The sequence below is a fragment of the Micromonospora phytophila genome, assembly GCF_023656545.1.
Classification (GTDB): domain Bacteria; phylum Actinomycetota; class Actinomycetes; order Mycobacteriales; family Micromonosporaceae; genus Micromonospora; species Micromonospora phytophila.
This window is the reverse complement of the sequence record NZ_JAMOKF010000170.1, coordinates 1-11,507: the sequence shown is the minus strand read 5'-3', so window position 1 is coordinate 11,507 and position 11,507 is coordinate 1. Positions and strand designations below refer to the sequence as shown.

At 73.0% G+C, this 11,507-nt stretch carries 12 protein-coding genes; 5 read left to right on the top strand and 7 right to left on the bottom strand.

Annotation, left to right across the window (positions count from 1 at the left end; translation table 11 throughout):
- Positions 1–114: 114 nt before the first annotated feature.
- Positions 115–525, bottom strand: a complete 411-nt coding sequence (locus NCC78_RS19430; protein ID WP_250796094.1) for a DUF2267 domain-containing protein — start codon at positions 523–525, stop codon at positions 115–117.
- A 155-nt stretch (positions 526–680) separates the two neighbouring features.
- Here NCC78_RS19430 and NCC78_RS19425 point away from each other — a divergent pair, with 155 nt between their 5' ends.
- The gene (locus tag NCC78_RS19425; protein WP_250796092.1) at positions 681–950 is read left to right on the top strand and encodes a DUF2795 domain-containing protein; all 270 of its coding nucleotides are present in this window, start codon (positions 681–683) and stop codon (positions 948–950) included.
- Between the two features lie 87 nt (positions 951–1,037).
- Positions 1,038–1,688, top strand: a complete 651-nt coding sequence (locus NCC78_RS19420) for a DUF1345 domain-containing protein (RefSeq protein WP_250796096.1) — start codon at positions 1,038–1,040, stop codon at positions 1,686–1,688.
- 219 nt (positions 1,689–1,907) lie between these two features.
- Here NCC78_RS19420 and NCC78_RS19415 read toward each other — a convergent pair whose 3' ends face one another.
- Genes NCC78_RS19415 through NCC78_RS19405 form a run of 3 tightly spaced genes read right to left on the bottom strand, consistent with a single transcriptional unit; the run spans position 1,908 to position 4,563 of the window.
- Positions 1,908–2,573, bottom strand: a complete 666-nt coding sequence (locus NCC78_RS19415) for a hypothetical protein (protein ID WP_250796091.1) — start codon at positions 2,571–2,573, stop codon at positions 1,908–1,910.
- 47 nt (positions 2,574–2,620) lie between these two features.
- Positions 2,621–3,592 carry a pirin family protein gene (locus NCC78_RS19410; protein WP_250796090.1) on the bottom strand — a complete coding sequence of 324 codons (972 nt, stop codon included), beginning with the start codon at positions 3,590–3,592 and terminating at the stop codon, positions 2,621–2,623.
- Positions 3,593–3,627: 35 nt separating this feature from the next.
- Positions 3,628–4,563 (bottom strand): hypothetical protein, encoded by a 936-nt coding sequence (locus tag NCC78_RS19405; RefSeq protein WP_250796089.1) that lies wholly within the window; start codon positions 4,561–4,563, stop codon positions 3,628–3,630.
- 267 nt (positions 4,564–4,830) lie between these two features.
- On the opposite strand from NCC78_RS19405, the gene gdhA reads away from it, so the two are divergent.
- Together gdhA and NCC78_RS19395 are read left to right on the top strand one after the other, a co-directional pair.
- Entirely contained in the window at positions 4,831–6,177 is a 1,347-nt protein-coding gene (gene gdhA / locus NCC78_RS19400) for an NADP-specific glutamate dehydrogenase (RefSeq protein WP_443677204.1), read from the top strand.
- A 127-nt stretch (positions 6,178–6,304) separates the two neighbouring features.
- Positions 6,305–7,675: an alpha/beta hydrolase family protein gene (locus NCC78_RS19395; protein ID WP_250796088.1), complete on the top strand. Its 1,371-nt coding sequence runs from the start codon at positions 6,305–6,307 to the stop codon at positions 7,673–7,675.
- An 86-nt stretch (positions 7,676–7,761) separates the two neighbouring features.
- Here NCC78_RS19395 and NCC78_RS19390 read toward each other — a convergent pair whose 3' ends face one another.
- From NCC78_RS19390 to NCC78_RS19380, 3 genes are all read right to left on the bottom strand, one after another.
- On the bottom strand, positions 7,762–8,928 hold the full coding sequence (locus tag NCC78_RS19390; protein WP_250796087.1) for a CapA family protein: 1,167 nt from the start codon (positions 8,926–8,928) through the stop codon (positions 7,762–7,764).
- A gap of 99 nt (positions 8,929–9,027) precedes the next feature.
- Positions 9,028–9,618, bottom strand: coding sequence for a hypothetical protein (locus NCC78_RS19385; RefSeq protein WP_250796086.1), 591 nt, complete (start codon positions 9,616–9,618; stop codon positions 9,028–9,030).
- A gap of 611 nt (positions 9,619–10,229) precedes the next feature.
- On the bottom strand, positions 10,230–11,036 hold the full coding sequence (locus NCC78_RS19380; RefSeq protein ID WP_250796084.1) for a DedA family protein: 807 nt from the start codon (positions 11,034–11,036) through the stop codon (positions 10,230–10,232).
- Positions 11,037–11,183: 147 nt separating this feature from the next.
- On the opposite strand from NCC78_RS19380, the gene NCC78_RS19375 reads away from it, so the two are divergent.
- On the top strand, positions 11,184–11,507 hold a 324-nt coding region (locus tag NCC78_RS19375; protein WP_284706326.1), incomplete at its 3' end, for a nitrilase-related carbon-nitrogen hydrolase.

Here is an 11,507-nt window from a genome sequence, read left to right as displayed (position 1 = left end):
GCCCGCCCCGTGCGCGCTTGCGCCGGCCGGAAGCCCCCGGCCGTCGCCCCGCGTCGTCGAGGCTGCCGCCGGGCGCGCAGTGTCCGGGGAGGCCGAACAGGCACGCCGGGCGGGTCAGCCGCGGCGCAGGGTGGCGCCGGGGGCCATCGCGGGCTCGACCATGTCCCGGAAGTCGCGCGGCAACTGGACCACCACGTCGTCGAACTCGCCGCCGCTGATCGCCTCGCGCAGCGTGACGAAGACCGCCCGGGCGGCGTTCCTGGCGACCGGCTCCTCGACCCGGGCCCGCAGGGCCACCCGCGCGACGAACTCGGCCGCGCCGAACCGCTCCGCCGACTCGGTGCGCGGGCTCGGTTTCAACACCACCTGCAACGGCCGGGGCAGCTGCGCCGCCAGGTCCAGCACCTCCCCGCCGGTCAACCGCTCGGCCAGGGTCTCCAGCGTGGCCCGGGTCAGCTCCACCGCCTGCTCGGATGAGCTCCGGGTGCGCTGGGCGACCTGGTCGACGAAGGTGTCGTAGTTCATCGCGTACTCCTTCGGGGCTGCGTCGGGACCTGCGCGTACCCGCGGCCACGGCCGGGAAACGGCGCTGATTTCCTCGCCGGGCGGCGCGTGACGGCGACCCCGGCGGGTAACCGCCGCCGGTCGTGACCGGATCGATGCCCTGAGGAGCCGACACCATGGCGACGTACGCCGACGTGCTGCAGTACCTGTCGAGCCTGGACTACCCGGCCGAGAAGGACGACGTGGTACGCGAGGCCGAACGGGAGGGCGCCCCGCCGGACGTGCTGCGCGCGCTGCGGGCCCTGCCGCCGGTCGACTACGCCAACGGCACCGAGGTGGCCCGCTCGGCGCACATCGAGGCGGCCCCGGAGGTCGGCCCCGCCCAGCGGGCGGCGCAGGCCCGGGAGAGGCACCAGCGGGTGTCGCAGCACCTGCGCGGCATCTGAGCCTTGCCGACCGCGCCCACGACGACCGGCCCGGACGGCGGCCGGCCCGCCACCCGGCGCCCGCACGGTGGCGGGTGAGCCGTGCGGATGCAGATGGACATGGACATGGGGCACCCGCCGGCCGCGATCCAGCTCAGCGTGATGGGCCTGGTCGGCGTGGTGGCCGGTACGCTCGCCGGGTTGCTGGCCTCCCCGGCGTTCGCGCCGCTCGTCGGCTGGGACGCGGCCGCCCTGAGTTGGCTGGTGCTGGTCTGGCACAAGTTGTGGCGGTCGGACGCGGACGACACGGCCGCCCTGGCGGTACGGGAGGACCCGAACCGGGCGGTCCGTGACGTGCTGCTGCTGGCCGCCTGCCTGTCCAGCCTGCTGGCCGTCGGCGTGGTGGTGACCAACAACGCACCCGGCGGGGAGAAGGTCCCGGGCATGTACGGCGCGCTGAGCGTGCTCAGCGTGGTGCTGTCCTGGTTCGTGGTGCACACCGTGTACGCCGCCCGGTACGCCCGGATCTACTACATGGGGCCCGACGGCGGCATCAACTTCAACCAGGCGGAGCCGCCCTGCTACACCGACTTCGCGTACCTGGCGTTCACCATCGGGGCGACCTTCCAGGTTTCCGACACCAACCTGACCAGCAACGAGATGCGCCGGGCGGTGCTGCGGCACTCGATGGTGGCGTACCTGTTCGGGGCCTTCATCTTCGCCATGACGGTGAACGTCCTCGCCGGCGTGGCGCAGTAGCACCGACGCCGGACAGGCGGGCGCCCCGGGTCACGAACCGCGACCAGGGGCGCCACGCAGAACCTGTCCGGTGGCTTGTCCGCGCCCGAACCGGGTCGCGACCACCAGGCGGCTGATATACACCCGAACCGGGTGGGCATCAGCGCCGCGTTCATCATACGATGCAACATCATCCGAACGGTTGATTATCGGGAAAGTGTGGGCCAGCGCACCGGGCGGTCAGCCGGTCAGCTCGGCGTACCGCTTCTCCAGGTCGACTCGGGCGAGCGCCCCCACCAGCCAGGCGAGGCGTTCGGACTCGCCGCTGCCGGCCAGCCCGGCCAGGTCGTCGGCGGACCGGCCGAGCCCCAGCCGCCGGGCCGCGACCAGCGCCCGCCGGTCGGCCACCGGCGCCACCTCCCGCCAGAGCGCCTGCGCCTCCCGCAGGAACAGGTCGGCCACCGCGGCGTCCACGCCGGGCAGTTCGGTCAACAGCTCCCGCTCCCGGGCCGGGTCGTGGTGCGTCACCGCGCGCAACCGGCGCAGGTCGCCCCGGTACCGCTCGACCACGGTCCGGGCCAGGTCGCCCAGGGTGTCGGCGAGGGCGTCGACGTCGCCGCGCTGGCCGCTGTCCCGCAGCACGCGGACCCGGTCGCCGTGCAGCGAGCGGGCCAACCGGGCGGCGCTGTCCCAGCCGTTGTCGGGCAGGGCGTGCGCGCTGTCCAGGGCGCGCCGGAAGTCACCCCGGCGGGCCAGCAGCACGGCGAGGCAGAGCAGCTGGAACAGGCTCGACGGGTTGTTGGTGACCCGAAAGCCGTACTGCTCGGCGAAGCCCCGCCCGCTGCCGGCGAGCCGGCGCACCAGCCGCTTCTTGTCCTCGACACTGGAAATGGCACTGGTCGGCATGCCGGCGACTACCCGTGCCGCCGCCGGCCACGCCTGCCGCCGGGGAATCAGCCGTGCACGCCGCCGCTGCGGTCGCGGGCCTTGAGCCGGGTGCTCGGCAGCGCCGGGGCGGGCAGCGGCGGCGCCGGATCCTCGGCGACGACGCCGAAGCGGCGCCCCGCCATCCAGTCCTCCCGGGCCGCGGCCACCTCCTCGTGCGAGCGGCCGACGAAGTTCCACCACATCACCAGCGGCTCCTCGAACGGCGTCCCACCGAGCAGCAGCAGCAGGCTGCCGGGGTCGCCGTGCAGGGCCAGCCGGTCCCGTCCGGCGCCGAGCCAGAGCAGCGATCCCGGCGCGAGCGGCACCCCGTCGACCTCGGCGGCGCCGGACATGACCAGCATCCCGTACTCGAAATCGGGGCGCAGCGCCAGCGTGGCCGGCGCCGGCCCGCGCACCTCAAGTTGCGCGCCCAGCAGCGGGGTGTGCACCACCGCCGGGGACCGCTCGCCGGCGAACTCGCCCACCAGCAGGGTGACGTCCAGCTCGCCGTCGCGCCAGCGGGGCAGATCGGCGTGGTGGGCGAAGTCGGCCGCGCCGGCCCGCGCCGGGTCCGGCAGCGCCACCCAGAGCTGCACGCCGTGCATCAGCGGTGGGTGCTGCGCGGGCGACCGCTCGGAGTGGGCGATGCCGTGCCCGGAGGTCATCACGTTGAGCTGGCCGGGGCGGATCGGCTGCACGTTGCCGAGGCTGTCGCGGTGCAGGCTCTCCCCGTCGAGCAGCCAGGTGACCGTCTGCAGGCCGGTGTGCGGGTGCGGCGGCACCTCCATGCCGGGCCGCTCGGCCACGTCGTCCGGGCCGAAGTGGTCGACGAAACACCAAGCGCCGATCATGCGGCGCTGGCGCTGCGGCAGCAGCCGCCGCACCGTGGTGTAGCGACCCAACGGCACGTCGTGGCCGGGCAGCAGGACGCTGCCGGGATCGACGGCGGCCACGCCAGGTGGTCGGGTCTGCGCCGGCATTCTCTCGGTACGCTCCACCGCCCGACTGTACGCCGGCACGCACCGGCCGCCGCTCAGTCTCCGGCGACGTTCACCGTGTTGGCCCCCGCCACGAGGTCGACGTAGACGCGGTCCACGGAGCGGTCCCAGCCGGGCGAGCCGAGCAACGACCCGGCGGCCACGCCGTCGGACCGCTGGTCGTAGATCGCGACCGCACCCGCCCCGGCGGCGACGCGCACCCGCACCGGCGGGCTGCCGGGCACCTGGAGGTCGAAGCGGTTCACCCCGCCGGTCAGCCGCACGGTCACCGTGCCGGTCACCCGGGGCAGCCGCAGGTCGGTCCGCGCCGACCCGCCGACCAGCTCCACCCCGGCCAGCCGGGCCCCGGTCAGGTCGATCCGCTGCTCGCTCACCCCGCCGGCGAGGCGCAACCGCCAGGTCACCCGCGCGTTGAGTACCACCTCGACCGTTCCCGGACCGGGTCGGTCGCCGGGCTCCAGCCGGAGCAAAACCCGGTCGCCGAGCACCTCGGGTCGCGGCCGCCGACCGGAGCCGGCGGGGGCACCGATCCGGTACAGCTCCTCGCCCAGGTCGTCGACCCGCAGGTCGAATCCGGTCAACCCGTCGACCAGTTCGAAGCTGGCGCGTCGCCGGCCGGCCAGCGGCGCGGTCTGGACCTGCCCGTTGGCCGGCTGCGCCGACGTCGCGGCGGCGGCACCCAGCCCACCCGGGTCGGCGGCCACGGTGACCGTCGGTCCCGCGGTGCGCCCACCGCCGGAGAAGGCGACACCCAACCGGTGCGGGTCGGAGAGGGTCGCGACCACGGCGACGGCCCCGAGGGCCAGCACCACGAGCGCCGCGGCGACCAGCAGCCGCGCGCCGTGCGGCCAGGACGGCCGCTCCGGGTCAGCCGACCCGTCGCCGACGATGTCCACCTGCGGCGCGTTCCGCCCGGCGGTCCCGTCCTCCAGGCCCGCCAGGCGGTCCCCGTCATGCCCCGACACCGCCATCGTGTGCCCCTTTCACGGTCCCCACCGGAGGTACGTACCGGGGGCGGCCCCGGATCAGTCCCGGCACCAGCGCTTCCGCCGCCGTCCGCGCGGGACCTGGTGCCGGACACACCGCTGCCGATTCGACCCGCCCGGACCGCGTCCCGGGTCGACTCGTCCACGCCAGCGGTGAACCGGACACGGGTGACGGTCCGTACCCGGGGACGGTCGGCGGTACGACGCCGGCCCGGTGGCGGCGACGAGGCCGACACCGAAGGCGGAAGGGACGTGTCCGTGATACCGGAGACCGTCGAGACGGTGTTCGCCAGTGTGGTCACCCGGAACCCGGGTGAGCCGGAGTTCCACCAGGCGGTCCGGGAGGTGCTGGAGAGCATCGGACCGGCCCTGGCCCGCCACCCCGAGTACGCCCGGGCGCGGATCATCGAGCGGATCTGCGAGCCGGAGCGGCAGGTCATCTTCCGGGTGCCGTGGGAGGACGACCACGGCCGGGTGCGGGTCAACCGGGGTTTCCGGGTGGAGTTCAACAGCGCGCTCGGCCCGTTCAAGGGTGGGCTGCGCTTCCACCCGTCGGTCTACCTCGGCATCGTGAAGTTCCTCGGCTTCGAGCAGATCTTCAAGAACGCGCTGACCGGGCTGCCGATCGGCGGCGGCAAGGGCGGGGCGGACTTCGACCCGAAGGGGCGCTCGGACCGGGAGGTGATGCGCTTCTGCCAGAGCTTCATGACCGAGCTGTACCGGCACATCGGCGCGCAGACCGACGTGCCGGCCGGCGACATCGGGGTGGGCAGCCGGGAGATCGGCTACCTGTTCGGCCAGTACAAGCGGATCACCAACCGGTACGAGTCGGGGGTGCTCACCGGCAAGGGCCTGGCGTACGGGGGTGCGCAGGTACGCCGGGAGGCGACCGGGTACGGGGCGGTCTTCTTCGCCGAGGAGATGCTCAAACAGACCGGGGACAGCCTGGACGGCAAGCGGGTCGTGGTCTCCGGCTCCGGGAACGTGGCGATCTACGCGATCGAGAAGGTGCACCAGCTCGGCGGGACGGTGGTCGCCTGCTCCGATTCCAGCGGCTACCTGCTGGACGAGAAGGGCATCGACCTGGAGCTGCTGCGGGAGCTGAAGGAGCAGCGCCGGGCGCGGCTGGACGACTACGTGCGGCACGTGCCGCACGCGGTGGCGGTTCCCGGTCGTACGGTCTGGGAGGTGCCCTGCGACCTGGCCCTGCCGTGCGCGACGCAGAACGAGATCGGCGGCGCGGAGGCCGCGGCCCTGGTGGCCGGCGGCTGCGTGGCGGTGGTGGAGGGCGCGAACATGCCGACCACGCCGGAGGCGGTGCGGATCCTCGGCCGGGCCGGGGTGCGGTTCGCGCCCGGCAAGGCGGCCAACGCCGGCGGCGTGGCGGTCAGCGCCCTGGAGATGCAGCAGAACGCCAGCCGGGACTCGTGGACGTTCGCCCAGTCGGAGCAGCGGCTGCGGGAGACCATGCGGGACATCCACGCCCGTTGCTGGGCCACCGCCGAGGAGTACGGGCTGCCCGGCGACTACGTGGCCGGGGCGAACATCAACGGGTTCCGCCGGGTGGCGGAGGCGATGCTGGCCCACGGACTCGTCTGACCGAGCGGTCAGGCAGCCATTGACACCGCTGGAAGGGCGCGCCTAGTTTTCAGGGCGCTACCGGCCGGTAGGCACCGTCCCGCCTGACCGCCCCGTCCCGGGCGGCACCGTCCGAGGGGGAGCATCGATGCTGTCCTCAACCGCCCGTACCCTCCGCCGCCTGCTCGGCGCCGGCGCGGCCCTGACCCTCGCGGTCGGGCTCGCCGGCGCCGTACCGGCCTCCGCCGCCGACGACCGCCACGCCGACGGTACGCAGCCGCTGCCCGGCTACACCATCAACAACCCGCCGCTGACCCCGCTGGTGGTGGGCGGCGCGCCGACCACCGTGCGGCAGGGCGTGCACCGGCACGCCGGATACATCATCGAGGTGCCGGCGAAGTGGAACGGCGACCTGGTGATGTGGGCGCACGGCTACCGTGGTCAGACCACCGTCCTGTCGCCGGAGACGCCCGGCTTCGGGCTGCGCCAGCGCCTGCTGGAGCAGGGATACGCCTGGGCGTCCTCGTCGTACGACCGCAACGGCTTCGACATCCGCTCCGGGGTGCTCGGCACGAAGGACCTCGCCGACCACTTCGCCCGCCTGGTCGAGCGTCCGCACCGGACGTACGCGGCGGGGGTGTCGATGGGCGGCTACATTCTCGCCCGCTCGCTGGAGCAGTACCCCGGCTTCTACGACGGGGCGCTGCCGATGTGCGGCGTGCTCGGCGACCACCAGCTGCTCGACTTCTACCTCGACTACAACCTGGTCGCCCAGGCTCTCGCGGGGGTGCGGGCCTACCCGACACCGCCGGACTACCTGAGCAACGCGGTCCCCCGGATCCAGGTGACCCTCGGCCTGGCCGGCCTCACCCCGACCGGGCCGGACACCACCAACGCGCGCGGCAAGCAGCTGCGCGACATCACGATCAACCGCTCCGGCGGACCGCGTCCCGGCGACGCGGCGTCCTTCGCGATCTGGAAGGACTTCCTCTTCGCGATCAGCACCACCAGCGGCGGCGACTCCCCCGCCGGACGTCCCGGCCAACTGGCCACCAACCTGCTCACCCGGTACAGCCCGAACAGCCCGGTCGACGTCAACACCACCGTGCAGCGGGTCGCCCCGGAGAACCTGTGGCAGCGGATCTCGCCGACGCTGACCGAGGTGCCGCGCATCGCCGGCCGGCCCACCGCGCCGGTGGTCAGCCTGCACAACCTGGGTGACCTGTTCGTACCCTTCTCCCTGGAGCAGGCGTACGCCCGGGACGTGGCGAAGCACGGCCGCAGCCGGCTGGTCGTCCAGCGGGCCATCCGGGCCGCGCAGCACTGCGAGTTCACCCCGGCGGAAGCCGGCGCCGCCTGGGACGACCTGGTGTCCTGGGTACGCACCGACAACCGTCCCGCCGGTGACCCGGTGACCGACCCGGCGGCGGTGGCCGCGCCGGGCTACGGCTGCCGGTTCAGCGACCGGGCCGCGTACGCCGCCGGCCTCGGCACCCGCCGCCTCTACCCCGCCTGCTGAGCGACCGACCCGCCGACATCAGTGCTGCCGTCCGATCCGCGCATCCGTGGCGGATCGGACGGCGGCCGCCCGGGCGGGGGGATGCGTCAGTGCGGCGGGCGCAGCCCCGCCGCGAGTGCTCCCCGCATGTCCACGTAGCCCATGATCCGCTTGTGGATCCGGGCGTAGTCGGCCCGCCGCCAGGTGGGCAGCCGCGGATCCGTGGAGGCGGTGACGAGGTCGATCACCCGGGCCGCCGGCCGGTACTCCATCCACGTCGGCAGCACCGTCACGTCGGCCACCTCCCACCGCCCCGACGCGGTACGGCGGAACGTGAACTCCGGGACCACCGCGTCCTGCGTGTTCTCCGGCGAGTCGTCGCCGAACCGGGTCGTCAGGTTGCCCATCCCGTAGGCGACCCACTTCGTGCCGATCTTCTCGAAGGGCTGCACCACGTGGGCGTGGTGGCCGACGATCAGGTCGATGTCAGGTGAGGCCAGCAGTTGCCGGGCGAGGTCGTGCTGGTCACCGTTCGGCTCGTTCTGGTATTCGGTGCCCCAGTGCAGGGAGAGGATGACGATCTCCGCTCCGGCCGCGCGGGCCCGCCGCGCCTCGGCGAGGATGGCGTCCGGGTCGATCCGGTTGGCGGCCCACGGCCGGCCGTCGGGCAACTCGATGTCGTTGAAGCTCAGGCTGTACGACAGCTGGCCGACCTTCACGCCCACCACGTCGAGGATGTTCGGTCGGGCGGCCTCCGCGGCGCTGCGGGCCGTGCCGGTGTGGTGGAGTCCGACCCGGTCCAGGTTGTCGAGCGTACGGGCGATGCCCGCCACCCCGGTGTCCAGCGAGTGGTTGGAGGCGGTGGAGCAGGTGTCGAAGCCCGCCCAGGCGGCGGCGTCGGCGAGCTGCGGCGGCACGCTGAAGGCCGGCCATCCGGTGAACGGGCCGGTGGGTTCCGCCAGCGGAGTCTCCATGTGGCAGATGGCGAGGTCAGCGGCGCTGACCCGGTCACGGACCGCCGCGAGCACCTGCGTGAAGTCGTGGCCGCCCCGTCCGCTCCGCCGTGCGTCGGCCGCGGCCTGCTCGGTGAGCGGCGGATGGACCAACAGGTCACCGGCGGCCACGACGGTCAGCTCCGTCCTGGGCGAGGGCGCGGCGGTCGGGGTCGCCCGCCCGGTGGTCGGCGCTGCGGGCTGACTGGCCTGCCGCTCCGGCGCATCGCAGGCGGCGAGCGCCAGAACAGCGAAAAGGGCTATACCGGCCTTTACCTTCATAGCGGACATATTGCTTGCGGGTGCGGTCCCGGGTTGGGCAAATGCCGAAAGGGCCCCCACCCCGGGTGGGGAGGGAGCCCTTGTCGATTATTCGGCTGGTCAGCTGTTGTTCCAGTGCTTGGTGACGAGGTCGGCGGCCTGCTTCTCCCACTGCGCGTAGTGGTCGGGGTACGCCGACACCTGCACGGTCTGGGCGGCCTCGGTCAGCGGCATGTTCTTCCAGCCGTCGACCTGCTTGAGGCCCTTGAGGAACGCCATCGTGGAGTACTCGGGGTCGGTGATCTGCTCCACCGTGCCCCAACCCGAGGACGGGCGCTGCTGGAACAGGCCCTGCGAGTCGTGGTCGTTGCGCTCACCCAGGTGGCCCAGGTTCTCCAGCTTCGACTCCTGCAGGGCGGTGGCGATCGCGACCACGGCGGCCCGCTCGTCCATGTCCGCCTTCTTCGTCGCGGCGATGATCGCCTTGACGTTGCCGGTCTGCTCGTCGTCCAGGTCGATGCGCGACTGCTTGCCCTGCACACCGTGCGGAATCAGCTTGCCGGCGTCGGCCTTGTCGGCCTGCACGGCGACCGCGAGCGGCTTCGACTCGACCGCCGGAGCGGCGTGAGCGGTGGCCGGGCCGGCGAACACACCACCGGCGAAGGCCAGACCAGCGATACCCAGAACGCTCTTACGCATGATCGTGTTCATCAGAAGTTGCTCCTTCGGGGGTTGGCGCCCAACCGATGGGGGTCAGCAGGGCGCAAGCACCGTCCGGCGCTCAAAAACAAGGGAAAGTCAATCTCAGAACCGGCGCGCTCGCGGGGCGGGGGATGCCCTTCGCGGGGCCGGACCATGTGTAACGACCGGCGAGCCATCGTCATTCCGGGGTTCGGCCCTCGGCCCATACCGGCTGACCAGCGGGCCCTTGCTCGATCGTCCGGGGGATGTAACCACCGGCCGGCCACCGTCATTCCGCGAATCCGGGGCCCGGCCACACCATCTGAAGCAGTGCGCCTTGCTCGATCGTCCAGGTGATGTAACGACGACCGGCCGGCCGCCATTCCGCGCCCACGGTGCCCCCGACCACACCGAAGAACCGGACACCAGGCCACAGACTAGGCAACCGCACCGATCGGCCCAAGCCCAAGCCATGATCAGTTGATGGAAAACCGTCGCGAAGGGCACTTTCTTGACAGTTTCCCATCAACTGATCATGAGAGGTCCGACTCGGACACCCGACGCGTCATGCACCCAACCGCACCGGACGACGGATTGGGGCCGTTCCGACGCGCAAAGGACGGAGTACCCACGAGCAACTCTCAGCGCGCCCCGTCGCGGTCCCGGTCGGCCTGCCAGCCGTCGGACCACGCGCTGCGGTAGATGGTGCCCCGCCCGGTCGGGTCGGGGGTGCGGTGGGCCTGCGGGACGGGCGGGGCCTGTTCGACGGGCTCCGCGGCGAGCCGCCGGGCCCGGATGACGCGGGAGACCACGAACCAGCCGAGACCCGCCACGCAGGCGACGATGACGACGTTCTGGAGCACGCCCACGTACCCCTCGACGAGGTGCCAGTTGTCGCCGAGCAGGTAGCCGGCCATCACGAAGGTGGTGTTCCAGATCAGGCTGCCCAGCGTCGTGTAGACCACGAAGGTCCGGACGGGCATGCGCTCCACGCCGGCCGGGATGGAGATCAGGCTGCGGAAGATCGGGATCATGCGGCCGAAGAAGACCGCCTTGACCCCGTGCTTCAGGAACCACTCCTCGGTCCGGTCGACGTCGCTGAGCTTGACCAGGGGCAGTCGCTCGACGATGGCCCGCATCCGCTCCCGGCCCAGCGCCGCCCCGATCCAGTAGAGCGCGAGGGCGCCGACCAGCGACCCGAGGGTGGTCCAGAAGATCGCGCCGACCACGCTCATCCGCCCCTGCCCGGCGACGAAACCGGCGAGCGGCAGGATCACCTCGCTGGGGATCGGCGGAAAGAGGTTCTCCAGGGCCACGGCCAGACCCGCGCCGGGACCGCCGAGCCGTTCGACCAGGCCGGTGATGTAGCCGACCAGGCCGTCCTGGGGTGGCGCGGCCTCACCGGTGGGGGTGCCGGCGGCGAGCAGGGCGTGCGCGGTACGAATCATGACGCACACGCTACGAACCGATCCTGAGAGCCCAGCACGCGGTCGGCCCTTCGATCCCGCCGGGGCGGACCGCACGGCCTGAGGCGCGGGAAGCCACCGGGTCGCCGCCTATGCTGCTGGCCTGCGCGAGACAAGGGAGCAGCAGCCGTGCGTACGCCGCTGAGCATCGCCGTGGCCCAGCCGCCGTGCGTGGCGTACGACGCCGCCGCGAACGCGGCCCGGCACGCCGACGCGGTCCGCGCGGCGGCCGCCCGGGTGGTGGTGTTCCCGGAGCTCTCCCTGACCGGGTACGAGCTGGACGCGCCCGCGGTCGACGTCGACGATCCGCGGCTGGCGGCGCTGGTGGCGGCGTGCGCGGCGACGGGAACGCTGGCGTTGGCGGGTGCGCCGGTGGCCGGTGAGCACATCGCCACGCTCGCCGTGGACGGCGGGGGCGCCCGGGTGGCGTACCGCAAGATGTGGCTCGGGGAG

Bases quoted from the DNA above. Each gene is read 5' to 3' on its own strand.
- NCC78_RS19430 (WP_250796094.1), bottom strand. From the start codon at position 525: ATGAACTACGACACCTTCGTCGACCAGGTCGCCCAGCGCACCCGGAGC.
- NCC78_RS19425 (WP_250796092.1), top strand. From the start codon at position 681: ATGGCGACGTACGCCGACGTGCTGCAGTACCTGTCGAGCCTGGACTAC.
- NCC78_RS19420 (WP_250796096.1), top strand. From the start codon at position 1,038: ATGCAGATGGACATGGACATGGGGCACCCGCCGGCCGCGATCCAGCTC.
- NCC78_RS19415 (WP_250796091.1), bottom strand. From the start codon at position 2,573: ATGCCGACCAGTGCCATTTCCAGTGTCGAGGACAAGAAGCGGCTGGTG.
- NCC78_RS19405 (WP_250796089.1), bottom strand. From the start codon at position 4,563: ATGGCGGTGTCGGGGCATGACGGGGACCGCCTGGCGGGCCTGGAGGAC.
- NCC78_RS19395 (WP_250796088.1), top strand. From the start codon at position 6,305: ATGCTGTCCTCAACCGCCCGTACCCTCCGCCGCCTGCTCGGCGCCGGC.
- NCC78_RS19390 (WP_250796087.1), bottom strand. From the start codon at position 8,928: ATGAAGGTAAAGGCCGGTATAGCCCTTTTCGCTGTTCTGGCGCTCGCC.
- NCC78_RS19385 (WP_250796086.1), bottom strand. From the start codon at position 9,618: ATGAACACGATCATGCGTAAGAGCGTTCTGGGTATCGCTGGTCTGGCC.
- NCC78_RS19380 (WP_250796084.1), bottom strand. From the start codon at position 11,036: ATGATTCGTACCGCGCACGCCCTGCTCGCCGCCGGCACCCCCACCGGT.